We start from the raw sequence: 24,284 nt of genomic DNA, 5'->3' as shown, positions 1-24,284 counted from the left end.
GCGGGCGGGCCGGTTTCCCCGGCCTCCACCCAAGGGTTCCTCCCGGTGGGGCTGCCTGTCGCGACAAGCGGCGGTGGCCCCGACTGGAGCTTTTGAGGATGTTTCATGAAAAAACTGTTTTCCAGCGTCAGTGACGGTCGCGGTTTCGACATCGTCCTTGTCGCCTTTCCTTTGGGCTTCCTGTTCGTCATGGCCGGGCTGCCGCTCATCTACAATATTGTCATGAGCTTTCAGGAAGTCGACATGTTCAGTCTGGGCACCTTCGTGCGCCCCTTCGTCGGCTTCAAGAACTATGTCGACCTGTTCCGGCAGCCGGAAACATTGCCGATCCTTTTCAACACGGTCACCTTCGTCGTGGCCTCGATTGCCGGGCAGTTCGCGATCGGCTTTGGCCTGGCGCTGTTCTTCTGGGTCAATTTTCCCGGCGCCACCTGGCTGCGCGGCCTGTTCCTCGTCTCCTGGGTCATGCCCGGCCTCGTCGTCGGCGCCATCTGGAACTGGATTCTCTCGGGCGATTTCGGCGTCTTGAATTTCTTCCTGCGGGAAAGCGGCCTGGTATCGGGCAATATCTTCTGGCGCTCGGATGCGAATTTTTCGCTCTGGGCCGTCGTCATCGCCAATATCTGGCTCGGCACCTCCTTCAACATGATCCTGCTGTCAGTCGGCCTCGCCTCCATTCCCGGCGACCTCTACGAAGCCGCGGAACTGGATGGAGCCAATGCCTGGCAGCGCTTCTACACCATCACCCTGCCAATGATGCGCTCCACCATCGGCGCGATCGTCTCGCTCGGCCTGATCTTCACGCTGCAGCAATTCGATCTTTTCGCCGCCATTACCGATGGCGGACCGAACAACAGTTCCAACGTGGCGCAATATTGGGCCTGGGACCTGTCCTTCCGGCAATATGATTTCGGCAAGGGTGCGACGATATCCGTCATCATGATCGTTTTCGTCATGCTGGCCTCCATCGTTTATGTGCGCTCCACACGGCATGAGGTGCGCGGATGAGCATCACCAACCGCGATCGGCTGATGCTGGTAATCGCCATCATTCTCGCCATCATCTACCTCTTCCCGCTTTACTGGATGTATCTGACCTCGCTCAAAAGCGGCTCGGAAATGTTCGCCAATCCGCCCTCCTTCTGGCCCAGCGATCCGCAATGGCAAACCTATGCCTATGTCTGGAACAGCCGCAACATGGGGCGCTACCTGTGGAATTCGGTGCTGATCGCTTCCAGCGCAGTGCTGCTGATCACCGTTCTCGGCGTCGGCTGCGCCTATGTTCTGGCGCGGTATCGCAATGTCTGGGTGGATATCGGCCTGTTCCTCATCCTCATGCTGCAGGTTCTGCCGGCATCGCTGATGATCACGCCAATCTTCGTCGGTTTCTCGCAATTCGGATTGCTGGATTATCCGCGGCTATCGGTCATCCTCGCCATTGCGGCAAAAAGCATGCCCTTCTTTGTCGTCCTGGTGCGCGCCACCTTCATGGCCGTGCCGCAGGAGCTGGAAGAGGCGGCGCTGGTGGATGGCAATTCCCGGGTCGGGGCCTTCTTCAACATCGTGCTGCCGCTTGCCAGGAACGGTATCCTCGTCAGCGCCATCCTCATCTTCATGCAGGCCTTCGGCGAATTCGTCTATTCGAAATCCATCATCCAGGCGGCCGAATTGCAGCCCGCCAGCGTCGGCCTCAACTCCTTCATGGGCCCCAACACCAGCGAATGGAACAACATCATGGCCTATGCGACCATGTATGTGACGCCCATTCTCGCCCTCTTCATTCTCTTGCAGCGCCGCATCGTATCCGGCCTGACCTCGGGAGCGCTCAAATGACCCTTCAGATCGAACTATCAGGCGTCAACAAATATTACGGCGCCTTCCATGCGCTGAAGAACATCAACCTTTCCATCAAGAAGGGCACCTTCGTGGCACTTGTCGGCCCATCCGGCTGCGGCAAGTCTACCCTTCTGCGCTCACTCGCGGGCCTGGAGACCATATCGGCCGGCGACATGCGTATTGCCGGCACCCTCATGAACGGCGTGCCGCCACGCAAGCGCGATGTGGCCATGGTGTTTCAGTCCTATGCGCTCTACCCGCATATGACTGTCGAAGAAAACCTCACCTATTCGCTACGCATGCGTGGCGTGGCCAAGGCCGAGGCCCGCAGGGCGGCGGAAGAGGTTGCGGCCACGACCGGACTCTCCAAGCTGATGAAGCGTTATCCCCGCGAACTCTCCGGCGGCCAGCGCCAGCGTGTGGCCATGAGCCGGGCGATCATCCGCAATCCGCAGGCCTTCCTGTTCGATGAGCCGCTCTCCAACCTCGATGCGGCCCTGCGCGTCCATATGCGCAAGGAAATCCGCGCCCTTCACGACCGCCTGCATGCAACTTCAGTCTACGTCACCCACGACCAGATCGAGGCAATGACCATGGCTGATCATGTCGTCGTCATGCGTGACGGCGTCATCGAACAGCAGGGCACGCCGCTGGAACTTTACGACCGCCCGGTCAATCGTTTCGTTGCGGGTTTCATCGGCTCACCGGCCATGAATTTCATTCCGGCGACAGTCAGTCCGGACGGCGCTTCGCTTCTACTGCAGTTCGGCGAAGGTGAGCCGCAGCAATCCATAAGGGCGCCAGCCACCCTGCCGCCCGGCAAACATGTGATCGTCGGCATCCGGCCGGAACATATCCGGCCGGCAGCGGCAGAGGGGGCGGCATTGGCATTGCCGGTTTCAGCCGTGGAAACAACCGGTTCGGCCACCTTCCTCACAACAGGAACATCCACCGAACTGGTCATCGCGGTACAGGGACGCAGCGCAGTCAAGGCTGGCGAGATCATTGGCCTCGATATCAACCCGGCCGATATGCACCTCTTCGACGAGGCAACGGGCATTGGCCTTGCGAGACAATAATCCATATCCGTAGAAGGGCTATGCTCGCGGGCCGCATGACGGCCCGCTGTCCTTGCCGGGGGCGCCAAACCTGTTCTTACCCGGTCCTGCTCTTGCTGTGAGTGGTTTCAGCGCGATTTGAAGATATCGAACAAGCTACGGCGCGCTGTCGCGGAGGTGGCGGTAGCCCGACCAGCCTCGCGGGAGGCGATTGCCGGCGCAGCGGGCCCTTCTATATCCACCCAGCGACCGGCATGATCGGTGGATTGGCGTTTCAGATAGGTATAGGCCGTTTCGTCCCAGCGCAAAACCTTCGCCTTCATATTGTCGAGAATGAAATCTCCCCGATCGGTTCTGACTGTCAGGATGGCGTGGCCCTCTCCCCGTTCGTCCCGCACCACTGTTATCAGGAGATTTGAAACAGCAAAACCGGACTGCATCAGGCGCCTGCGCTTCTCCAGCGCAAGGTCTTCGCAGTCGCCCGCACCCTTGTAGGGATATTCCCAATAATCCTCATAACCCCAAACCTCCATGTCGGTGCGCTGGTCGATCTCGACGTTAACGGCATTGTTCACCGAAACAATCGTTGCCCAGGCATCGGGGGTGAGGGTGAGGGGCGGCGTGGCCGTCACCGGCTGACATTCAACCGAATGCCGCTGGCAGAAGTCATAGTGGCCGACAGGCTGCGACGTGATCTTGCCAGTCTGCATGAAAGGAGACGCCTGAACCGGCGCAGCCAGGCAGGTCGCAATCAGAATGAAACAGGCTTGCAGCAATTTGATGGGAAGGGTCATGGTCGTCTCCTGACGACAGACCTATCGGCGGCGATTTGCGTTCACATGAAACAAAAAGCTCGATTTTTAACGAACCGGGAATTTCGGTCTCGATCGTGCTGGAGACGAGCGCGCAAATGACATCGATCAGAACGCGCATCAAACGGCCCCCAACGGTAAAGTGAGCGATGCGAACTTGTCAGCTATGGCCAGCCTGCCTATGAAGGAGCCCTCGCCGCGATAACAATCCACGTTACAGAGAACGCTGCATGAGCCTGTTTGCGAAGACTTCCCGCGCAGCCGCCGTCATCCTGGCGCTGGCCTCCCTTCCTTCCTATGCGCTGGCGCAGCAGGTGACCGTCGTTCCCCCCGGGAACAGCTCCGCCGAGCAGCCGGAAATCCCCAGAGCCTCGGCGATCCGCACCAGGGCCTCGTACACGACCTACGACGAAAAGTTTCGGAAGACGGTCGATCTTTTAAACAGCGAGCCCGCCCTTCTCGGCAAGATCAAGAAGGCCGCAGCGGCCTACGGGATTGACCCCATCCATATCGTCGGCGCCATCGTCGGGGAACATACGTTCAACGTCTCGGCCGTGGATCGCCTGCAGACCTACTACATCAAGGCCATTTCCTACGCCGAACTCGATATAAAGTTCAGCTATGACGGTGTTTCCCTGAAGACATTTCTGCAGCGGCCGGAATTCCGGCTCTGTGAAACGCTTGCCACCACGTCGGAACAATGGAGTTGCCGTGATACCGTCTGGGACGAGAGTTTCCGCGGCAAGGTGGTGGATGGTGTGAGCTATGAGGCCATCTCCTTCCAGCGCGCTTTCTTCCAGCCCTTTTATGCCGGGCAGACCTTCGGCCTTGGCCAGATCAGCCCGTTGACGGCCCTGCAGGTGACCGATCTCGTCAACAGGACGAGCGGCCTGCCGAAACTGTCGGCGGACAGGCCGAAAGATATCTACCGTGACGTTATGGATCCCGACCGCAGCATCATCTACATCGCCGCCATCCTCAGGGATTCCATCGATGCCTACAGGGAAAAAGGCTTCGACATTTCCGGCAATCCCGGCATCACTGCCACGCTTTACAATGTCGGCCAGCCAAGGCGTCGCGCCGAACGTCTGCGGGCTGCCGTGGATGCAGGGGCAAAAAAACTGCTGCCGGTCGAAAACTATTATGGATGGCTGATCAACGAGCGCCTCGACGTCCTGAAAAGCATTCTCGACGGCAAGGCCATCGACCAGCGGACGACCTCTGATATCGGCGGGAAAAAGCAATAACGGCTTTTTATCGTCAAACAATCAGGCAACCGCCCAGATTGCGCATCGCGCGTATTTCTCGGGAAATAACCGCTTATTTGCGCGCAAAGATTGCTCAAACGCATCGTCATGGCATCAAAAAACCGAAAATCGCTTTTCCAGCGGCCGAAAATTTGTTAGGTCGACCGGCACAAGAATTTACTGATAGTGGGATAAATCAACCCGATGCCTGACGAAGGCGACAGTACAGACGGTAGTCGACACCGAACGAGGCTGGCTCGCGTAACGCGAAGCCAGCCTCGGATCTTCTTGTTTTCATCAACGCGACGACTTCCAGCCTCGGATGTGCAATCCGGGGCTTTGCGCGTTTGCACCCATTCCCATAAAGGCTCCTGAACATGGAATTCCTCGCAGATCCGAACATCTGGATCGGCCTCGTCACCCTTATCGTTCTCGAAGTCGTCCTCGGCATCGACAATCTCGTTTTCATCGCGATCCTTGCCGACAAGCTGCCGCCGCACCAGCGCCACAGGGCCCGGATCGTCGGCCTGTCGCTGGCGCTCATCATGCGCCTCCTGCTGCTGTTTTCCATCTCCTGGATCGTCACGCTGACACGGCCGCTTTTCACCGTCGCCGATTTTTCCTTCTCGGGGCGCGATCTCATCCTCATTCTCGGCGGCGCCTTCCTGCTCGCCAAGGGAACCATGGAGCTGCACGAACGGCTGGAAGGTGATCAGAAGCCGAAACAGGGCAAGGTAGTGCATGCGGTCTTCTGGCAGGTCATCGTGCAGATCGTCGTGCTCGATGCCGTGTTCTCGCTTGACAGCGTCATCACCGCTGTCGGCATGGTCAATAATCTCTGGGTGATGATTACCGCTGTCTGCGTGGCCATGGCCGTGATGATGGCAGCATCCAGGCCGCTGATGGCTTTCGTGTCGAAACATCCGACCGTGGTCATTCTCTGCCTCGGTTTTCTCCTGATGATCGGCTTCAGCCTGATTGTCGAGGGTTTCGGCTTCCATCTGCCCAAGGGTTATCTTTACGCCGCCATCGGCTTTTCCGTGCTTATCGAGGCGGCGAACCAGCTTGGCAGGCGCAACCGTGAAAAGCGCATCACCGCCGGCGATATGCGTGAGCGCACCTCCGACGCCATTCTGCGGCTTCTGGGCGGCCGGGTTGGCGAACAACCATCCCTCGGTGAGACTGCCGACGTCATCGCCGCGCAGGCAGCGCAAAGCGATCTGTTCAAATCCGAGGAAAAGGACATGATCCGCGGGGTGCTCACGCTGGCCGAGCGTCCCGTCGTCTCAATCATGACGCCACGAACGGAGATCGACTGGCTCGATGTCGACGCCGACCACGACACGCTGAGACACCGCCTGCTGGAACTCGACCATTCCCGATTGATGCTGGCGCAGGGCAAGCTGGATTCATTCCTCGGCGTCGCCGCGACAAGGGATCTGCTGCGTGATCTTCTGCACGACGGAAAACTGAACCTTGAGCGCTCGCTGCGTGAGCCCCTCGTGGTGCATGAAAGCGCCACGGCGCTGCAGGTCATGGAACAGCTGCGAAAATCGCCCCTGCAGATGGCCGTCATCATCGATGAATATGGCACGTTGCAGGGCATAGCAACGCCGACGGATATTCTCGAGGCGATTGCGGGCGAGTTTCCGGATGAGGGCGAGGAAGCGCAGATTTCCGAACGGGCGGAGGATGGTTCCTGGCTGCTGGATGGCGCTGTGGACGTCAGAAGGGTATCCTATCTCCTGGATATCAATCTGGTGGACGAGGCCGACCGCTACTCCACAATCGCGGGCTACATCCTCTGGCGTCTCAATCGCCTTCCCGAAGTCGGCGAACATATTGCGGGCGACGGGTTCGAGTTCGAGATCGTCTCGTGCTCCGACAGAAACATCGAAAAGATCCGGGCGTGGAACACCACCCTCTCCGATGGATGATCCGGGCGCGGGAGGCGGCCGGCAGGAGCGCCTCCCGTCCAAATGTTTCGAATGGAATAGGCGACGCCATATAGCCTGTGATATCAGACCATGGTTCGCAACGGGGGAGTTGAATGGCGAGAGGGTTCGTGACAGCCGAAGAGGTGGCGAAAAAGGCCGGGGTCTCGCGTTCCGCCGTCTCGCGCACCTTCACACCCGGCGGCAGCGTATCGAAGGCCGTGCGGCGCAAGGTGCTCAAAGCCGCACAGGAACTCGGCTACCGCGTCAACCGTCTGGCGCAGGGTCTCAACAATGACCGCTCCAATCTCATCGGTGTCGTCGGCGCCAATCTCAGTTCTCCCTTCATTTCAAAGCAGCTCGATCTGCTCAGCATCGGGCTTCTGCGCCGTGGGCTGCAATGCCTGTTGCTGAATGCGGCGGATGCCCGCAAGGACATTGCGCCGCTGATCGAGCGTCTCTTCGAGTTTCGCGCCCAGGCCATCGTCGTTCTCTCCGGTGAACCGCCGGCGTCGATTGTCGATGAATGCATCGCCAACGGCGTGCGCCTCATCCTCATCAATCAGCGTCTTGATCGCACCGACACGAACATGGTGCTGAGCGACGATTCCCGCGGCGCCGATCTTGCCGCCATGCGGCTTGTCGAAGCGAAATGCAAAAAGGTCGCGGTCATTTCCAGCGGCAGCCAGACGCCGGCACAGTTGCGCCGTGCCGGCGCCTTCACCCAGCGCATGAGCATCGAAGGCGTCGAGGTCGTGCCATGGTCCGGCGGGCCGACGAGCTATGACAGCGGTTATCAGGCCGGCCGCGAGTTGCTCACGGACAAGACAATAGACGGCGCCTTCTGCGTGACCGATCTGCTGGCGCTTGGTTTCATGGATGCCGCCCGGCTGGAAATGGGCCGCCGGGTGCCGGAAGATATCTCGATTGTCGGTTTCGACGACATTCCGCAGGCCGGCTGGAAAAGCTACCAGCTGACAACCATTGCCCAGTCCTTCGACGCGCTGACCGAGAAGGTCTTGACCGCGCTCGATAGCGATGAGCCGGAAACCCGGCTTCAGGTCGTGCCCGTTTCCATGGTCGAGCGCATCACCGCGCGCTAGACCAAATCTCCTTCCGGGCAAAACTCTTCAGTTCAAACCGCAACGCGTTCATGGTGCGGCGCAAGCCGAAGCTCCAGATCGCGCGGGCTGCCTTCGGCACGCTCAAGAAACAGGCCGAGTGCTCCGAAGAAGATTTCGAGAAAGCTCTCCACCGAGCCATCGTGATGATCCGGCTTACGACCAAAGCGTTCCGCCAGCGTTCGATAAAGGGAAAGCCGTTGCGGCGCGATATGCGGCAGCGAAAGACCTGCGCCCTGGCGTAGGCAATACCAATCGGCAATCAGCTCGAACATCGGCAGGTCTGAGGACAGGATAGCATCATCAGGCGAGGATCGGTCTTCGCCTTCAAGTAGGTCGAGAACGTCCCGAACGCTTTTGTCGGCGATTGCCCTGACGACAGCGGCCGGCCATTCCTTGGCGAAATAGCGATGCCTGATCAGCGCCCTGTTGTGACCCAGCAGAAAATCACCGTAATTGCCCGCCGCGAAAGCCCGGTCGTCTTCCTCACCCGCCAGTGCTGTTTCCTGCGCGTAACCGCTGCAAATGCGGCCATTGACCGGCAGGGCAGCCATCTCCACCGTCTCGACAAGGATTTCCTGCCGCGACGGGTGGACGACCTTGAAGGCGGGCGGAAAGGCGACGAGCGACGGCACGGCGATATTGGTGAGCGAGTTTTCGCCTTCCCCGCGACGGGTCACGCCTTCCACGTGCAGGTGCCCGCTGAAATGGACGGCAAGCCCGGCCTGCCGCAGCGCATCCTCCACCGCCCTGCGCGGCGTGCGGCGCACGACATTGGTTTTTCCGAACAGGGCGCTTTCCGCACCGCTTGCGCCATCGAAAGGATCGAGCGCCGGATAGTGGGAAAAGCCAAGCAATGTCTTGCCGAGCGCCTGCGCCCTGCGGCGCACATCGGCGATCCAGTCAATGATGAAAGGCTTGCAGCGCAAAAGCGCGTTCCAGCCGCCGGAGGTGCTGTCCGTAAAAGCCGCGTCCTCACCCCTTTCAAACTCACCATCGAGTGGTTCGAAAATATTGGCGTCGATCATCAGGAGCCACAGGCCCGGCTCGGGCTCGACCAGATAGGAAGCATCCATCAGGCGATAGACATTGCGACCATCGGGTGAGCGCACCTCGTACATCCGGTCTTCCGCCGCATCGGAAAGACCGAAGGGGGTTTCCCAATGCAGATAATCCGGCTGACGGAAATAACCGAAGGCCGCCATCGGGCCAAGACCCGCCGGATAACCCTCGCAATACATGCGATCGCTGATAATGACGCGCTCGCCGGCCCGCCGTACATCGCTTGAAACGGAAAGGCACCTGCCATTCTCCGTCAGAAATTCCTTGGTGTGGTGCCGGCCAAGCGGGCCGAAAATATCGTGATTTCCGGGCAGTGCGTAAAAGGCAGTGCCGTGGGCATGGCTGTGGCGCTGCAGAATGCCCTTCAGCGTCTCCGTCGTTTCCCGCTGGCCGTCATCGGTATAATCGCCAAGCAGCACCACATGGCGAATGCCGCGCTGGCGCACGTCTTCGAGCGCCGCATGCAGCGCATCGGTGCTTTCGTTGAAAACCCGGGTGGATTCGCGTGTATCGGACCAACTGCGCATGGTGATGCGCTGGCCATCAATCTCGATGCCGGGAAACCCGAAATCGGCTGCCGTGTCATGAAAATGCGCGTCGGCGATGACGGCAACGGAGGGAAGCGTGCGTGTCAGCATGAGTGAGCGGTCTTTTTGCCCTCGACCATGTCGATCCAGTTGGAAGCACGGCGAGCGGCGGCATGAAGCATCGGTTTCGGTGTCTCGAACCACTCATCCGGCCGCAATTCCCGTTTCGTGCGGATCACGGCCAGTGCATCGTCGAGGGTGGGATAGAGATCCGGCTGCTGCTTGTGCAGGAAAAGCGCCACCAGTGAAACGGAGCGGCTGCGGCCGCCGCGGCAATTGACGAGCACATTGCCGCCATCGGCAAAGGGATAGGTTTCCCGCTTCGGCATGGTCTGGCGAAGCGCGCCATCGAGAATATAATAGGCGCCGAGCATCATGGTGTCGGGGCTACCCTCGCCATCGATAAGACCGAGCTTGTAATAACGGATATCGCCATAACCCACCGCGCGCCTGTCGCCCTTTTCCGCCACGGTCTGCACGAGATTGATATCCAGATTGACGGCGCAATTGACGACAATGGTGATGCCATGTCGTCGCAGGAGCCCGAGGTCACCCGCACCATCGCTGCCGCCGATGTAGAGCGCAGCATTGTGCGGGCCCAGCCCTTCCGCAATCAGGCTGATTGCAGGCCGGGCATAAACGGGTCCATCCATTTCATTCCTCCACATGCACGGAGCCCCCTTTGGGGTCTCCGTCATAAATCATCCCGCCGCAGCTACCGCGCGGCAAGGACTATGTTCGATGCCTGGCTGACGCCTTTGGCAACACCGGCGGCTGCGGCCAGCACCGGCCCGCCATCCCTCAGACTGCCAATCTCCAGAAATGGGCACACGTCGCCGCCAGCTTCGCTGACGAGTAGCAGGCCCGCAAGACAATCCCATGAATTCATATGCAATTCGAGATAGCCGTCGGAACGGCCATCGGCCACATAGGCGAGCGCCAGAGCACCGGAGCCGGCGCGGCGGACATTCGCGCCCATATCGAGCAGCTTCGTGACCACATCGAGATAGGTGGCATTCGCGACGCGGGTGGACCACCCCATCTCGATCGAAGCCGCATCGAAACGCTCCGTTTCCGCCGTCCGGATCGGCTCCCCGTTACGTGTCGCACCTTCGCCGCGGCGGGCGAGATAAAGCTCGCCGAGGGCGGGGTTATAGATCGCTCCGATTTCTGTCCGTCCGTTTTCGACATAGGCGATGGAGATGCAGAAATGCGGAATGCCACGGGCAAAATTGGCGGTGCCGTCAATAGGATCCACCACCCAGACGCGCTCTCCGATCTCGCCGCCGCCTTCTTCGCCGAAAAAACTGTCATCCGGGAAAGCAGCCGAGATCGCGCCGCGAATATGCGCTTCGGAAGCCGCATCCGTCACCGTCAGAAAATCCTGCGGCCCCTTCATCGAAAAACTGCGCGTGGCCTCGCCCTCAAAACCTTTCAGCACCAGCTCCCCGGCGGACAGGATAACGCTGCGGCACAGTTCGGCTCGCGCCGCCAAGGTGTCGGGATAGTGGATTAAATCCATGTGCAAGAACCATTCCTCGAATTTTGAACACGCGTTCATAATGCACGCGCGCTCAAGCTTTTCAAGAGAATCTAAAAGGGAACTCATGAATATCGAGGGAGAGAAGCCTCATTCTACCAGATCAATAGATTTTCCACGGCGCATGGCAAGAAGCGAAGGGTTTTCTCACCCATCGGACATACCAATCCAGGAAACGCTTAATAACGAAAATAATGAAATGTTGCGAAATGCAGCGCCTGCATCTTGCGGTTGATACAGTTTTATGTCGGTTAACCCTGTGCATTTCCAATGATGTAACGGGAATTAAGTTACAAATGCCGCTCTGTACTTGAAGAGCCATAAATGAAATTACTGACCGCCACACAAAAATTGCAGGACTTCGTGTCCGTTCGGTCCGACAATCCTGATCTGCTGAAAGCGCAGTACCGTGCTTTCACCCGACAGATGCCGATGATGTATTTCATTCTGCTCTCAAGTACATGGGCGCTTGCCGTAACGCATATGCAGGTGGCGCCGCTCTGGCTCACCATTGGAATTCCCGGTCTCTTCACCCTCGGCTGCACGCTGAGAGTCACCTTCTGGTGGAGGACGCGTGGTATAGATCCCGCACCCAAGGTGGCGCATGCAGCCCTTCAGCGTACCAATCGTCTGGCTGCCGGCATCGCCATGGCATTCACGCTCTGGTCTTTTTTGCTGGTGCCCTATGGGGATGCCTATACGCGATCCCACGTCGCCTTCTATATGGCGATTACCGTCATTTCCTGCATTTTCTGTCTGATGTATGTTCGCTCGGCCGCTTTCATGGCGACCGTCATCGTCAATGGCGCCTTCATCGCCTTCTTTCTGGCGTCGCGGCAACCGACATTTGTCGCCATCGCCATCAACGTGCTGCTGGTCTGCACCGGCATGATGTCCATCCTGCTGACCAACTACCGCAATTTTGAGCGCATGGTCATTTCACAGCAGCGCACGGAAGCGCTCAGCAATGAAAACCTGCTGCTTGCCAATATTGACAGCCTGACGGAACTGCCCAACCGCCGCGCCTTCTTCGCCCACCTTGAAGCCGAGCTCGAAAAGGCGAGGACCAACGGAACCCGGCTGGCGCTGGGCGTCATCGATCTGGACGGGTTCAAGCCGGTCAACGACCTTTATGGACACTCCGTGGGAGACAGGCTGTTGATCAATGTCAGCAAGCGCCTCACCGCCAATCTGAAGGCCAGCAAGGCGTTTCGACTGGGCGGCGACGAATTTGCCATTGTCGCGCCTATCATACCTGATGATGCGCAACTCGTGGCAAATGCCAATGCGATCTCCGAGCAGCTGAGGGCGCCTTACCATATGCCTGAGGGAACGGTGCATGTTTCCGCATCCATGGGAATAGCGGTCTTTCCACACCTCGCCTCCACGCTCGAGCAGCTTTTCGACAGGGCTGACTATGCCCTCTACCATGCCAAGAAAACCCGGCGTGGCGATGCCGTTCTGTTCGATGCGGAGCACGAAAAGCAGATCAATATTGAAGCCCGCGTCGAGCACCTGCTCAAACAGCGGGATATGGAAAACGAGCTTTCGGTCGTGTTCCAGCCGATCGTCGATATACGCGACGGAAGGACGGCAGGGTTTGAAGCGCTGGCGCGCTGGCACAGCCCGGTTCTCGGGCATGTGCCGCCTTGCCAGTTCTTCCCCATCGCGGAACGGGCCGGCATCGTCGGTTCGCTGACGCGGCCGCTTCTCAAAATGGCGCTCGCCTCCGCCGCCACATGGGAACCCTCCCTGCGCCTGTCGTTCAACCTTTCGGCCCAGGACCTCAATTCCAATGAGGGCGTGCTTTCCCTGCTCGGCATCATCGAAAACAGCAGCTTCGATGCACGACGGCTGGACCTTGAAATTACCGAGACGGCTTTTGCCCATGATTTCGAACAGGTGAGGCAATCGGTCGAAATGCTGCGCCGCCTCGGCTGCGGCATATCGCTGGACGATTTCGGCACCGGCTATTCCAGCCTGACGCGACTGCATGCATTGCCGCTGACCAAGATCAAGATCGACCGCAGCTTCGTTACGGACCTGCACGAAAAACCGGCCAGCTACAAAATCGTGAAATCCCTCCTCACCCTCAGTCGCGACATGGGACTGGAATGCGTGGTGGAAGGAGTGGAAACACCAGCCGAGCTAACCGCACTCGAAGGCCTCGGCGCCACGCTGGTGCAGGGCTACATCTATGCGCCACCGCTTCGGGAAGAGGATGTCGGTGCGTTTCTTTCGGGCCAGGCGAGTCCCAAACATCGCACCAAATCCATAGCTCTCAAAAATCCAAACAAGGCTTGGTGGTAAGCTCCGATGCGCTCCCAAGTAAAACTTCCCCAGCGCCGGAATAGACATCACCGATGAGCCAACCTGGGTCAGGGATACATCAAGCGCCAAAGAGATGATACGTGCCTCATCAAGGACATGCAGCCGTATTGCAGCGTCCCGGTGGCGGCCCATGTGTCTCGGCATTGTGGTTCGCCGCTGTAGTTGTCGGGGGGAGGCTCATGCCATTTCCCTCCCGGTCCACGTTGCTGCGATTTTAGAAGGCCTCAGGCAGACCCAGCCGCATCAATAACATTCGAAGCCTTCGGAAGCTCGCAACTCAGAGATCTGGGTGTTCTATCCGCTCCCAAGCCGCACCATCGAAGCGGAAAACATCTTTCGATGCGACGACCCAAAGCACGTTTTCGATCACCTGCGCAAAAAACGGACCATTGTCGATAGATTCGTTATCATCACGATTGCTCAAGCGCGGAAGAGGAGGATCAAATCTGCCAAAACGTCCTGTCTTGGGATCATACTCATAAAGACCGCCGGGACGAACGCTCGCCGCCATGACGAGTTTTTCCCGATAGGGAGTGATCATGTGAAAGAGATTATGCTGCTGCCGTAATGCGACAGGCGAAAATCCCCGTGTGTGACTTCCGTGTATGAGAACACCTTCTCTCCCACATACCCAGACACTGTCAGGATTCTCGATGTAAATTCCGGTCAAAGCGGCCACCGGAATTGGAATTTTCAGTTCGTGCAACTCATGACCATCCCAGAAACAAAGGACCGGTTTGGTACCAGGCCCCTCCTCCCCGCAAAGATAGATGGCTTCTTCCGACAAACCGTTTATGTCAAAGAACAGTATATCGCGGGAGGCTGGATTGAGGGCCGACCGAGTGACCCATTCCTGCCATTCCGGAGAAAGAAATTCCGGCTCTTTTTCAGGCTTTGCTTCCTCCTGCGCATTTGGGTTCAGCAACAATTTATCGGTCAGGAGACGCCAATCATTGTTCCCCTTGCGAACATAGATTTGCCCCCCCTCTCCGCAGGCATATAGGTGTTGCCCGATCTCGCGGATGCGAGTGAGACGCCCGTAGCCTTTCGAATCGTCACTCCAACTACCGGCTCCCTGAATTTTCTCTTGAAAATTCTCCTTCCAGTAGGTGTGATAAACGTCACCCTCCGACGACAGCAAAACGAAATAACCATCTGGCGTAGCGTGCTCAGCGCTATGATACACAGTCATGCTTTGAATATGGAAACCGAAGTCGGAATACGTCCAGTCCTGCGGCGGCACGTCGTCACGATCATACCGATAAAATCGGCCATCAGGATCGAAAGGTTCAGCATTGTCTCTCGTTGCGACAACGGCGAGCGTTTTGCCCGACCTCGCATATGCTCTCGTGAAATCGATAGGCAGCTTGGTTTTCATGGTTTTCTGGTCGCTCCTTCAACAGCTCCAGACTTCAAAGCCGATATGGTTTCTTCAGGAAGGGGAGGATATTGTTTAGCTCGTAAAAGCTGGAACGGATTTTTTCCAGCATATTGGGTCGTCAGGGCTGCCATAATCTCTTTTGCACAATCGGGCCTCACGCTTATCATAGCCTGGGCTGACGCCTGAACTACTTTATGTAAGGGTGCCGTAAAAGGTGGCGTTGAATTTCTACCCGCATTTTCGATCGCCTTGTCCGCCAGATGACCACCCCAGTGCTCGGTTTGCTCTACCCGGGCATTCCCAATAACACATATAGCCATACCATCATTAAGGCTGGGCATATTCGGAATGCGCTTATCGGCATCCTCTCTCGCGCCATAACGAAGCGTCCAGTCCGGAACTATATGGTGAGCCTGCATGCCGTACTGACCGCAGACGCTCTTCATCTTGGCGTAACGGTCGACCTGACACTTCTTGCGGTATTCGTCCCGATCGGAGACACGTACGGTTTCGCTCTGGGGTAATGCCTGTGGCCGGCTTTCTGGTTCCTCACGCACTCGCTGCCGATGTCGACGGAGCTCCTCCATCGCCCAATCCCGCATCTCCCAGCTGTCATGTCCGGCGTCGACACCCTCGTCGAACATTTCTTTGATCCGCCGCTCCTGATCGTCCCGTGGGACGACGTCAGACAGATTTGCACCATTATCGGGGATAAGGACGCTTGATAATATCCCGATGACATTTAGGCGGCGGGCCCAAATGCCCACCCTCGCGAGACGGCCAACTTTTGCAAGATCGCTCACAACCCTGTGAGGCGGGGTACGATACCACTGAGGCGCTCGGGCGGGTCCCGGGGTTATCACCCTTCCCGGACCACGAGGAACAGTCTGGGGGACAGTCGGCCTTGTCGCCGGCATTCCTCCGCGAAGTGCTTGCGCAGAGTTTTGAGCTGCCCCAGTCGTCGCTGCGGCAGCCGATCCCGCATAAGCGTATTTCTCACCCGCTTTAAACGGCTCGGGCGACGCATCGCTCATAACCCGGCCTTCGTCCGACCCGTCCTGCCATCTAAGCGACCCCCGCACCGGATCATCATCCTTGGGAGGATCATAGGTCTGCGTGCTGCGGACGAAGATCGCCTCACCCTGGGTATTCCTGCTGTTCATATAAAAACGATCGAGGTGGCGAATGACATGCGAGCCTTCAGCAAGCACCTGATCAGCGTGCCCGATGGGTTCGCAGATGCTTTCCACCGTGCCGGATTTTACCCCCTTACGGTTACCGGGCGCGTCGCCGTGCACATGTGTCGTACACGAACGCATCACCATTGCCTTTTTGCCGGTGAACCGAACAGACGGCGTATAGTTTTTATCATGGCCGCAAAAATCCACGACCGGATAGGGAATAGGCACCACCGACGAGCCAACCGGTGTCAGGCATACATCAGGTGCCAAAGAGACGATACGCGCCTCATCGATGTCACGCAGTCCCTCACGCGGTGTCCCCGTCGTCCATGTGCCGGGATATTGGGGCTCTCCGATATAATTGTCGCGGGGGATGCTCATGCTGTCTCCCTCTCGGTTAAAGCCGCTTCGGTTTCGGGCGACTTCAGACGAACGCGCGTCAGGGCAAGTTTTGTTTCACCGGCATCGGGAAGAGGAAACCTGATGCGCCAGGTCAGAAGCACCCGTCCGTCATTGCGCCAGTCGAATTGCACACCATCAAGCTTCAGCACATGCCATTCATCGCGATCTTCGCGAGAGCAATGGACACCGAGGGTAAGGCCAGGCAACGAGCCTTTCGCGACCGGATGCTCAGAACTCAGGTTAACCAGCTCGTAGTTCTCGTCACCCTTGAGGTGAGGCGTCGCGATGAGATCAGGATGGGCCGCCTGCCAGAAGCGTGGATCAAAATCACGCGGCAAGAGGGGGTGCCTCTCCTCCCGCCAACCATCATCATAGGTTCCGGAATATTGCTGACGGAACTGCCACCAAGGCGAAACGAGCCCAAATCCCTGCGGTTCCGGCGTGCTCCGCCAATCGGAATGCTCACCGACGGCAGCGATCTGCGGAGCTGGAACAGGCCCGGCGTCGGCAGGCATCTCAAGATTGACGATGCCGCACCCAAGCGGGTTTCGGCGCTCCACGTCAATCGGTGTTTCCGTCCCCGCGTCACCTGTGCCAGGGATCGCGCCGCCATAAGCGTTGCGCCAGCATATGGCCACGCTTCTAGCCGGTTCAGGATCGCTCAGTTTCCAATCCGCTATGACACGTTTGGCTTCCCTGGCGGAAAAACCTGCCCATTTCTCCTTAACGACAGGCTGCCAGAAGCGTCTGCCGAAAACCTCGATTTGCTTGAAAATTTCGCCAACGCGGATGGAGGCACGCCAGGATTTCTCCGGCTCGCCGCTCGCAGACCACGCATTCCCGAGAAAGGTTATATCCGTCCCGGGCTTGTCCGGGGTAAGATCGCTTTGGCGCAGGAGGACGGTCTGGTGCGGATCGCCCTCATAGGCGTCCTCCCATTGAAAACTTTCCTGCTCGGCTGCGATATCCAGAGAACCGCCCTGGGCATGCATGAATGTTGCACGCACGGAGACGATACAATCGAGCCCTCCTTCGGCATCGAACTGACGGAAAGCCATGGCGGGAAACGGCAGGCGGTTCTGAAGTTCCAAGACCCGGCCTCCGTCAGTTCAGATCGATCGGCTTGCCGCGAAGCTGAAAATGATCCGTCGCCACGAAGTTGAAGGTCTTGCCAAGAATGATGACCTCGCCATTCGCCTTCATGATGAATTTGGAATCGCCGCATTCGATGACGAACTCTTCACCGACTGCAATCTTCTTGAACTTTCCGACGCTTTCCAGCGACGTCTGGCCGACATTCGTAACCTTGCTGACCCCGATCTGCTCAGCCCGCGCCACCCCGACGCTGTCGGATTTGAATGTGCTGACGATCGTGTTCATGATGCCCGGTAGCGGAAACAATCCCGAAGCATCGGAACCGACGCCCGAGCCGGAACCGGCAAGTGCAGTGCCCGCATCTGCACGCGGGCTTGGACCGGAGACAACACCTTCGCGTGCGGAAAGACCGCCCGCACCGAGGAAACCTAGCGCCGATGAGGCAAGCGTGGTAGCGAAGGCCGCGAGACCCGGGCCGCCGCCGCCGGCGATCTGGGCGGCTTGCGAAAGCAACCCGGCCGTCTGCCCGGAGAGCGCCTGTACGCCGGCCATGGCCATCATCGCCATCGGTCCCGTGCCGCCGACGACGGTGTTCACCGAGCCTCCGATCTCGTGTTTCTGGTTGCCGGAAACTTCCACCGCGCGGTTGCCGCCAACCGAGGCGACCTCGTGGCGGTCGATGCGCTTGGTCCGGTCATTCAATACCCGCGTCGTCTGGTCCTTCTGGGCGTGGAAGAACTGGTTCTCCTTGCCGGCCTCATCCTCAAAGGTGATTTCGTTGAAACCGTCGCCCTTGTGGCTGTTGGAACGCAGCACCATGCGCGTCTTGTTGGCCGGCAGGTCGTAAGGCACGGAATTGGCCGGATTGTTGACCACGCCAATGACCAGCGGCTTGTCCGGATCGCCATCGACAAAAGCGACCATCACTTCCATGCCGATGCGCGGGATAACCTGCGCACCCCATGTACCGCCGCCCCATGCCTGACTGACCCGCACCCAGCACGTATCCGTGCCATCCTTCTTCGCCTTGCGATCCCACGGGAACCACAGCTTGATACGGCCATACTGGTCAGGATGGATTTCTTCGCCTTCAGGGCCGGCGACGATCGCCACCTGCGTGCCTTCGATGCGCGGGCGTTTTGTTGACCGGTGCGGCGTCAGCGGCACACGGGCCGGAATTGCCTCAAAGTGATTGCGATATTCCGGCTCGTTGCCATTGGTCTCATAGGAGAGATCGACGATATTGTGGCTTGCCCTGATGATCACATGCTCTTCATAGGCGTGTTCAGGGTGGGCGACCTCGTAAGGCGTGAAGCGGCGGCCGGCCTCCAGAATGCGCGAGGTCGACGAACCGAATACCCGGTCGTGGTCGGCCTCGATCGCCTGGGTGCGCAGTTTCTGCGCCCGCTCCGCTTCTTCGACTGTCCTGATGCGGGCCGGGTATTCGTAGAGCTCGCGCTTCGTCGCATCCGGCATCTGCACCAGTGAGGGCGTCATTGTGCCCGGCACCATGCCCGGCGTCTCGAAATTCCAGTCCGCACCCGCGCGCTGGCCCGGGACATAGGAGAAACGCCGTGCCCAGTCGTTGATGTGGTTGCGATCCGACGAACCCTGCGCCAGACGCACCGTCCCCTCCCCCTGGGCGGCCGGTGATGGCCCAAGCCAGCCGCTGGCGCTATCGGCCACATGCAGCTTGTGGGAACCATCCTCATGGCTGAACCAGTAGAACAGGCCGTCCTCTTCAAAGCGGCGCAAAAGATAGTCGAGGTCGGTCTCGTTAAACTGGACGCTGTAGTGCTGTGCAGGCGGCGGCGAAATGATGCCTGACGTATCGGGAGCGGGAATGCCATGTTCCGAAAACAGCGTCTCGACGACCTCCACCGCCGTCCTGTCCATCCAGATGCGGCAATCCGACCGGCGTGACAGAAGCCACATTTGCGGGCGGAGGGTCATGGCGTAAGAGCGCAAACCGCGTGTGATCGGCGGGCCTTCATGCAGCTCCGTCACCAGGCCGTTGAACGGGCGGCGAACACCGCCGCCATCCCCCTCGCCCTGGCTGATCTCGACCGAGATATCGACCAGCCGACCGATCAGTTCCTCGGGCTTGACCGCTTCTTTCTTGGCTCGCACGGTCAGGCGGATGTCGAAGAGCTGCGACACGCCTTCCTCGACCGTCAGGCGCTCTGGCAGAAGCTGATCTTCGCCCAACGGAGACTTCACCCTGAGAACGCGGCTCGCCTGGACGAAATCGGAAAACGAAGGCTGGTCGGTCATGGGACACTCCTAATCAGGACCCGCGGCTGGACTGCAGGGGCCAGAACCAGATCGTTTCCGAATTGTAGTAGCAGGCAGATGCGCATTGGGTGGCTTCCGAGCCGCCCCGCACAAGATCGATATGACCGCCGCCGGTGTAGCCGGGGATATTGTTGAACGCCACGACGCCATTGCGCGCGCCGATGCCGTTACGCGCCGTCGCGGGCGTGAAAGGCTCGGGCTCGCCGAGATAGCTCGTCCGCTTCATCAGGTTGGCGAGGCGGCGCATGTTCACCTCTATGCCCTTTCCGGCATAGGGGCCTTTCTGGATGCGGTGCGAGGCAGGCACGATGTTGATGCCCGACTTCACGAAAGCGATGCTGACGCGAATGGCGCAGGTATTGTGATAGTTCGGATTGCCGATGAAATCATCCCAGCCGATTTCCGTGAACAGATCACGCTGGCTGATATAGTTCGGGTGCGACGGGTCGCTGCTCGGATAATTCTTATAGAGAGTGTCAAAGTTAACACGCATGGTTCGTCCCACTAGTTACTTTTCTGCTCACAGGGAAAGGAGACCTCGAGCGCCTCCCGCACGAGAGTGGCTGCCTGTTCATCCAGTTTTTCCGCAGGAAGATCGCCGAGATAAGTGTAGATCCGGTCGGTGAGTTCAAGGGGCGCCACGGCGCCCGCACCACACCAGTCCGATCCGCTTGTCAGATCGGCCACACCGGCGATATAGGCGCTCGATTTTGCAACGGAAACCAGCCGCCGCATTTCCGGATCAGACACCTCAGGGGCAAGTTTGCCCTCGATGGCCTGCTTGAGCTCGGTACCGGAGAATATCCATGTCCGTTCCTCGGCACCGGCCGGTGAAAGACCGGACAGAGCCAGAACAACCGGCACGGAAGCAAAAAACGCATATAGGGAGCGCATGATTAACCCGCCTCGTCCAACGTGGATGAGAAACATCACGACGTGAGCTGCAAAACTGCAATGAAAACGTTCCGGTGCCGGCCGAGGCCGGCACCGGGTCGCGTCGCTGTCAAGCGGCCTTCGTCGTCGCCAGATCGTAAGAGGCGATCATTGGAGACTGCGGCGAGTTGTTGTCGTCGAACGGCGTGTACTTCACTTCCATCTTGGTGAAGTTGAGCTTGATGGTTTCCACCGGACGATCACCGCTGGAATCCACCGAGTAGCTGGCGATGAGTGTGTTCGTCAGCAGGTACTCGATATAGGTGTTGCCCGGATTACCCGTGGTCACCAGATGGATGGTTGCGAGCTTGCCAGTCCGGCCGGCGCAGGCTTCCTGGAAAAGCTTGGTGGAAGAAGAATCGCTGACCTTGGTCAGAATGACTTCCGAAATAGTCGGTTCGGATGCTTCGCGGTTTGCAGCAGAACCAGCAGATGTGTTCATGTTGCGTGCCACGTTCCAGTGAATGGCTTCGATGTCCATCCACTTGCGGTGCTCCTCATGCGTGGCGTCGCCCTGGATACCGTCAATCTGCAGATAAATTGGCATGCTGTAAGCTCCTGTAGCTGAAATGACCTCTTGCTTCGAGGCCGCGTTACCCTTCGTTTAATGCCGCATGCGTCGGGTAGCCCCTTCCGACGCGGCAACTTTATCCACCCCACCCTCTTCGGTTGCGGCGAATTCATCTGGCTCCCCAGCCACTTCGGCACGAATACCGAACCGATTTTCATCAAAATCGACAACGATCTTGCCCACCCGTTCTCCCGCGATCACCTTCTCAAGGAAGAAGCTGGAAAGAGGCGGCAGGAGATCCTTGCCGATCATGATTTCGATGGCGCGTGCGCCAATTTCACTTGCACCGGCGCGCGCCACCAACGCGTCGCGCGCGGCATCGGACAGGGTCAGGTCGGCGCCATATGTTGCCAGAACACGCTCCCTGATCTTGCCGATCTGCATGTCCACGATCCTTGCAAGCTCTTCCGCACCGAGCGGCATGAACGGCAGGATGATCGTGCGCCCGAGGAAAGCGGGCTTGAACTGTTTGGTCAGCTCCGGCATCAGCAGCGCTTCCAGCGCCTCGCCTTCCGGCATCGTATCCGGATCGGCCGAAAGTGCGGTCAGCAGTTCCGATCCGGTATTGGCCGTCATGAAGATCGTGGTGTTCTTGAAATCGACATCGCGGCCTTCGCCATCGCGAAGCACACCCTTGTCGAACACCTGGTAGAAAATATCCTGAACGCCGGGATGGGCCTTGTCGATCTCGTCGAGCAGGAGAACGCCGAACGGCCGGCGGCGCACCGCTTCCGTCAACACCCCGCCTTCACCGAAACCGACATAGCCCGGCGGCGAGCCGAGAAGCAGCGAAACCTTGTGCTCCTCCTTGAACTCCGACATGTTGATCGTCGTCAGATGGCTGTTGCCGCCATAGAGCAGATCGGCCAGCGACAGCGCCGTCTCGGTCTTGCCCGTTCCCGACATGCCGACGAGAAAGAACACGGCCGGCGGGCGGCGAGGATCGGACAATCCGGCGCGCGCGGTTCGCATGGCATCGGCAATCCGGCCGATTGCGGCATCTTGCCCCACGACCCGCTGGCGCATGCGCGCATCCAGAGTGCGGGCGCTTTCGATCTGGTCGGCCAGAAGTTTACCGAGCGGAATTCCCGTCCACCGCGATACGACGGACGCAATCGCTTCACGATCAACCACCGTCGGCACAAGTCTTTCAGCATTTGCCGGCCTGGTCTCAGCCGCACGCCGCAGGGGCGACACATTCGATGCACCGGTTTCAACCGACTGTTCTTCGCTGAGTTCAGCCATTTCCGCATCGTAACGGCTGCGCAGATCGTCAATCCCTCTCTCGAGCTTTTCGACTTCGTCGCGTATCGATTGGATACGGCCCTCAATCTCTTCGTCCTGCGGTTCACGCAGAAGCCAGTTCAACTCATCGGACAGAAGACGCCGCTCACTTTCCATCGCGCGCAGCCGTTCCGGCAGGGTCTGCCGCGCCAGCGAAACGGCAGCCGCGGCCGTATCGAGAAGGCTGACGGCCTTGTCCGGCAATTGCCGCGCCGGCATGTAACGCGCGGATAATTGCACCGCCGCCACGATCGCCTCGTCACGAACGACAACGTTGTGATGGCTGACGAAGCTGTCGGCGACACCGCGCAACATGCGTATCGCGGTTGTCTCATCAGGCTCGCGCACATGCACGGGCTGGAAACGACGCGTCAGCGCCGCATCCTTTTCGAAATATTTCTTGTATTCGCTCCAGGTCGTCGCCGCGACGGTGCGCACTTCACCCCGCGCCAAAGCTGGCTTGAGAATATTGGCCGCATCGCCCTGGCCAGCCGCACCACCTGCGCCGACAAGGCCGTGCGCCTCGTCGATGAACAGGATAACCGGTTCGGCCGAGCGCTTTACGGCATCGATCACACCATGAAGACGGCGCTCGAACTCACCCTTCACACCGGCGCCGGCCTGCAGCAGCGAAATATCGAGGTTCAGCAGGCGGACGTTGCGCAATTTTTCCGGCACGTTCCCGGAAGCGATCTCCAGCGCCAGCGCTTCCGCAACCGCCGTTTTACCGACACCGGCCTCGCCCACGAGAATGGGATTGTTCTGACGACGGCGTGTAAGAATATCAACGAGTTGGCGCAGTTCATCGTCGCGCCCAATCACCGGATCGACCTTACCGTTCCGGGCATCGGCGGTCATGTCCTGGGTGTAAAGGCGAAGAAAATCGTTCTGGCCGGCGGCTGGCGCTGTACCCGCCGTCGTGGAAGGAACGCCGTTCCCGGCGGTCTCTTCAACGGAACTGCGAAGGCGCTCGAGAGCCGCGCGATCCATCGTCTTCAGCGACGGAAAAGCGGAGCGGACGAAAGAGCGGAGCGAGGTTTCCTCGTCCATCGCCAGAAGCAGGTCGCAGAGCGTCACGCGGTCGCGTCCGGCCTCCAGCGAAGCAAGAACCCATGCCTCGCGGCCCGCCGTCAGAATGTTCTGGGAGAGCGACAAGGCCTCGCCGTCGCCAATCACGGCCTCTTCCAGGCTGCGGCCGATTTCTGCCCGCAACACCGGAGGTGGAATTTTTAATTCCTCGAATGTTTTCGCATAGATGCCGGCATCTACAACCGCCAGCAGCCAATGCGGGATATCCACGTACCTGTGCCCCATACGCACCGCGACAGAAGCCGCAGCTTCAAGGGTGACGCGCAGGTCAGGCTCAAGCGCTTCAACGAGGCGATTGAGATCGATATGCGACATGCAATGAGCCTCCTGCCCGGGTTCATTCCACAACGTGACGTGGAATAACTATGATGATGAAACCGGGTTGTCCACCCCGAAGTTTATTTTTTATCGGGTTAGATTAGACACTAGACGCCACAATTTAGACACATTTTGAATAAGTCTGTCTGATCAATAGCCTCACGTAAGGGAAGTAACTACAAAAAATCCATTACTATTTTCTGGGGAT

Annotated in this window: 19 protein-coding genes; 7 read left to right on the top strand and 12 right to left on the bottom strand. The window is 58.8% G+C overall.

The window, feature by feature from the left end; translation table 11 throughout:
- The first annotated feature begins 105 nt into the window (after positions 1-105).
- The 3 genes from MRBLRC7O_RS20740 to MRBLRC7O_RS20730 are packed head-to-tail and all read left to right on the top strand — an operon-like array spanning position 106 to position 2,914.
- Complete coding sequence (locus MRBLRC7O_RS20740; RefSeq protein WP_060726686.1) at positions 106-1,008, top strand: carbohydrate ABC transporter permease; 903 nt, start codon at positions 106-108, stop codon at positions 1,006-1,008.
- A complete protein-coding gene (locus MRBLRC7O_RS20735) occupies positions 1,005-1,832 on the top strand; it encodes a carbohydrate ABC transporter permease (protein WP_060726685.1) in 828 nt (275 codons plus the stop codon). Before MRBLRC7O_RS20740 ends, MRBLRC7O_RS20735 begins: the two co-directional genes overlap by 4 nt.
- Complete coding sequence (locus tag MRBLRC7O_RS20730; protein WP_060726684.1) at positions 1,829-2,914, top strand: ABC transporter ATP-binding protein; 1,086 nt, start codon at positions 1,829-1,831, stop codon at positions 2,912-2,914. The genes MRBLRC7O_RS20735 and MRBLRC7O_RS20730 overlap by 4 nt, the downstream gene beginning before the upstream one ends.
- 107 nt (positions 2,915-3,021) lie before the next feature.
- On the opposite strand, the gene MRBLRC7O_RS20725 is transcribed toward MRBLRC7O_RS20730, so the two are convergent.
- Positions 3,022-3,687, bottom strand: coding sequence for a transglutaminase-like cysteine peptidase (locus MRBLRC7O_RS20725; protein WP_060726683.1), 666 nt, complete (start codon positions 3,685-3,687; stop codon positions 3,022-3,024).
- A 248-nt stretch (positions 3,688-3,935) separates the two neighbouring features.
- Here MRBLRC7O_RS20725 and MRBLRC7O_RS20720 point away from each other — a divergent pair, with 248 nt between their 5' ends.
- The 3 genes from MRBLRC7O_RS20720 to MRBLRC7O_RS20710 all read left to right on the top strand — a co-directional run bounded on the left by MRBLRC7O_RS20720 (position 3,936) and on the right by MRBLRC7O_RS20710 (position 7,989).
- A complete protein-coding gene (locus tag MRBLRC7O_RS20720; protein WP_060726682.1) occupies positions 3,936-4,952 on the top strand; it encodes a DUF1402 family protein in 1,017 nt (338 codons plus the stop codon).
- A gap of 377 nt (positions 4,953-5,329) precedes the next feature.
- Complete coding sequence (locus MRBLRC7O_RS20715; protein WP_060726681.1) at positions 5,330-6,889, top strand: TerC family protein; 1,560 nt, start codon at positions 5,330-5,332, stop codon at positions 6,887-6,889.
- Positions 6,890-7,002: 113 nt separating this feature from the next.
- A complete protein-coding gene (locus MRBLRC7O_RS20710) occupies positions 7,003-7,989 on the top strand; it encodes a LacI family DNA-binding transcriptional regulator (protein ID WP_060726680.1) in 987 nt (328 codons plus the stop codon).
- Between the two features lie 32 nt (positions 7,990-8,021).
- Here the strand turns inward: MRBLRC7O_RS20710 and MRBLRC7O_RS20705 are convergent, their stop codons facing one another.
- The 3 genes from MRBLRC7O_RS20705 to MRBLRC7O_RS20695 all read right to left on the bottom strand — a co-directional run bounded on the left by MRBLRC7O_RS20705 (position 8,022) and on the right by MRBLRC7O_RS20695 (position 11,178).
- Positions 8,022-9,707 (bottom strand): metallophosphoesterase family protein, encoded by a 1,686-nt coding sequence (locus tag MRBLRC7O_RS20705; RefSeq protein WP_080864570.1) that lies wholly within the window; start codon positions 9,705-9,707, stop codon positions 8,022-8,024.
- On the bottom strand, positions 9,701-10,309 hold the full coding sequence (locus MRBLRC7O_RS20700; RefSeq protein WP_060726678.1) for a dual specificity protein phosphatase family protein: 609 nt from the start codon (positions 10,307-10,309) through the stop codon (positions 9,701-9,703). Before MRBLRC7O_RS20700 ends, MRBLRC7O_RS20705 begins: the two co-directional genes overlap by 7 nt.
- A 62-nt stretch (positions 10,310-10,371) precedes the next feature.
- The gene (locus MRBLRC7O_RS20695; RefSeq protein WP_060726727.1) at positions 10,372-11,178 is read right to left on the bottom strand and encodes an inositol monophosphatase family protein; all 807 of its coding nucleotides are present in this window, start codon (positions 11,176-11,178) and stop codon (positions 10,372-10,374) included.
- Positions 11,179-11,520: 342 nt separating this feature from the next.
- Between MRBLRC7O_RS20695 and MRBLRC7O_RS20690 the strand changes: the two genes are divergently transcribed.
- Positions 11,521-13,506 carry a putative bifunctional diguanylate cyclase/phosphodiesterase gene (locus MRBLRC7O_RS20690; RefSeq protein ID WP_060726677.1) on the top strand — a complete coding sequence of 662 codons (1,986 nt, stop codon included), beginning with the start codon at positions 11,521-11,523 and terminating at the stop codon, positions 13,504-13,506.
- A gap of 298 nt (positions 13,507-13,804) precedes the next feature.
- Here MRBLRC7O_RS20690 and MRBLRC7O_RS20685 read toward each other — a convergent pair whose 3' ends face one another.
- The 8 genes from MRBLRC7O_RS20685 to tssH form a co-directional block, all read right to left on the bottom strand.
- Positions 13,805-14,905: a hypothetical protein gene (locus MRBLRC7O_RS20685; RefSeq protein ID WP_060726676.1), complete on the bottom strand. Its 1,101-nt coding sequence runs from the start codon at positions 14,903-14,905 to the stop codon at positions 13,805-13,807.
- Positions 14,902-16,470, bottom strand: coding sequence for a DUF4150 domain-containing protein (locus MRBLRC7O_RS20680; protein ID WP_077998785.1), 1,569 nt, complete (start codon positions 16,468-16,470; stop codon positions 14,902-14,904). Before MRBLRC7O_RS20680 ends, MRBLRC7O_RS20685 begins: the two co-directional genes overlap by 4 nt.
- Positions 16,467-17,582: a DUF2169 family type VI secretion system accessory protein gene (locus MRBLRC7O_RS20675; RefSeq protein ID WP_060726675.1), complete on the bottom strand. Its 1,116-nt coding sequence runs from the start codon at positions 17,580-17,582 to the stop codon at positions 16,467-16,469. Before MRBLRC7O_RS20675 ends, MRBLRC7O_RS20680 begins: the two co-directional genes overlap by 4 nt.
- A 13-nt stretch (positions 17,583-17,595) precedes the next feature.
- On the bottom strand, positions 17,596-19,860 hold the full coding sequence (gene tssI / locus MRBLRC7O_RS20670; protein WP_367727590.1) for a type VI secretion system tip protein TssI/VgrG: 2,265 nt from the start codon (positions 19,858-19,860) through the stop codon (positions 17,596-17,598).
- 13 nt (positions 19,861-19,873) lie between these two features.
- Positions 19,874-20,374, bottom strand: a complete 501-nt coding sequence (locus MRBLRC7O_RS20665; RefSeq protein WP_003504563.1) for a type VI secretion system amidase effector protein Tae4 — start codon at positions 20,372-20,374, stop codon at positions 19,874-19,876.
- A gap of 11 nt (positions 20,375-20,385) precedes the next feature.
- Positions 20,386-20,775 (bottom strand): Rap1a/Tai family immunity protein, encoded by a 390-nt coding sequence (locus MRBLRC7O_RS20660; protein WP_060726793.1) that lies wholly within the window; start codon positions 20,773-20,775, stop codon positions 20,386-20,388.
- 109 nt (positions 20,776-20,884) lie between these two features.
- Positions 20,885-21,361 carry an Hcp family type VI secretion system effector gene (locus MRBLRC7O_RS20655; RefSeq protein WP_003504561.1) on the bottom strand — a complete coding sequence of 159 codons (477 nt, stop codon included), beginning with the start codon at positions 21,359-21,361 and terminating at the stop codon, positions 20,885-20,887.
- A gap of 57 nt (positions 21,362-21,418) precedes the next feature.
- Positions 21,419-24,073 carry a type VI secretion system ATPase TssH gene (gene tssH / locus MRBLRC7O_RS20650; RefSeq protein WP_060726792.1) on the bottom strand — a complete coding sequence of 885 codons (2,655 nt, stop codon included), beginning with the start codon at positions 24,071-24,073 and terminating at the stop codon, positions 21,419-21,421.
- Positions 24,074-24,284 lie beyond the last annotated feature (211 nt).

It is taken from the genome of Agrobacterium radiobacter, assembly GCF_040801995.1.
GTDB classification, from domain to species: Bacteria; Pseudomonadota; Alphaproteobacteria; order Rhizobiales; family Rhizobiaceae; genus Agrobacterium; species Agrobacterium radiobacter.
This window is presented reverse-complemented; position numbering and strand designations above follow the sequence as displayed.

Coding starts and splice junctions, on each gene's coding strand:
- MRBLRC7O_RS20740 (WP_060726686.1), top strand. CDS start 106: ATGAAAAAACTGTTTTCCAGCGTCAGTGACGGTCGCGGTTTCGACATC.
- MRBLRC7O_RS20735 (WP_060726685.1), top strand. CDS start 1,005: ATGAGCATCACCAACCGCGATCGGCTGATGCTGGTAATCGCCATCATT.
- MRBLRC7O_RS20730 (WP_060726684.1), top strand. CDS start 1,829: ATGACCCTTCAGATCGAACTATCAGGCGTCAACAAATATTACGGCGCC.
- MRBLRC7O_RS20725 (WP_060726683.1), bottom strand. CDS start 3,687: ATGACCCTTCCCATCAAATTGCTGCAAGCCTGTTTCATTCTGATTGCG.
- MRBLRC7O_RS20720 (WP_060726682.1), top strand. CDS start 3,936: ATGAGCCTGTTTGCGAAGACTTCCCGCGCAGCCGCCGTCATCCTGGCG.
- MRBLRC7O_RS20715 (WP_060726681.1), top strand. CDS start 5,330: ATGGAATTCCTCGCAGATCCGAACATCTGGATCGGCCTCGTCACCCTT.
- MRBLRC7O_RS20710 (WP_060726680.1), top strand. CDS start 7,003: ATGGCGAGAGGGTTCGTGACAGCCGAAGAGGTGGCGAAAAAGGCCGGG.
- MRBLRC7O_RS20705 (WP_080864570.1), bottom strand. CDS start 9,707: ATGCTGACACGCACGCTTCCCTCCGTTGCCGTCATCGCCGACGCGCAT.
- MRBLRC7O_RS20700 (WP_060726678.1), bottom strand. CDS start 10,309: ATGGATGGACCCGTTTATGCCCGGCCTGCAATCAGCCTGATTGCGGAA.
- MRBLRC7O_RS20695 (WP_060726727.1), bottom strand. CDS start 11,178: ATGGATTTAATCCACTATCCCGACACCTTGGCGGCGCGAGCCGAACTG.
- MRBLRC7O_RS20690 (WP_060726677.1), top strand. CDS start 11,521: ATGAAATTACTGACCGCCACACAAAAATTGCAGGACTTCGTGTCCGTT.
- MRBLRC7O_RS20685 (WP_060726676.1), bottom strand. CDS start 14,905: ATGAAAACCAAGCTGCCTATCGATTTCACGAGAGCATATGCGAGGTCG.
- MRBLRC7O_RS20680 (WP_077998785.1), bottom strand. CDS start 16,470: ATGAGCATCCCCCGCGACAATTATATCGGAGAGCCCCAATATCCCGGC.
- tssI (WP_367727590.1), bottom strand. CDS start 19,860: ATGACCGACCAGCCTTCGTTTTCCGATTTCGTCCAGGCGAGCCGCGTT.
- MRBLRC7O_RS20665 (WP_003504563.1), bottom strand. CDS start 20,374: ATGCGTGTTAACTTTGACACTCTCTATAAGAATTATCCGAGCAGCGAC.
- MRBLRC7O_RS20660 (WP_060726793.1), bottom strand. CDS start 20,775: ATGCGCTCCCTATATGCGTTTTTTGCTTCCGTGCCGGTTGTTCTGGCT.
- MRBLRC7O_RS20655 (WP_003504561.1), bottom strand. CDS start 21,361: ATGCCAATTTATCTGCAGATTGACGGTATCCAGGGCGACGCCACGCAT.
- tssH (WP_060726792.1), bottom strand. CDS start 24,073: ATGTCGCATATCGATCTCAATCGCCTCGTTGAAGCGCTTGAGCCTGAC.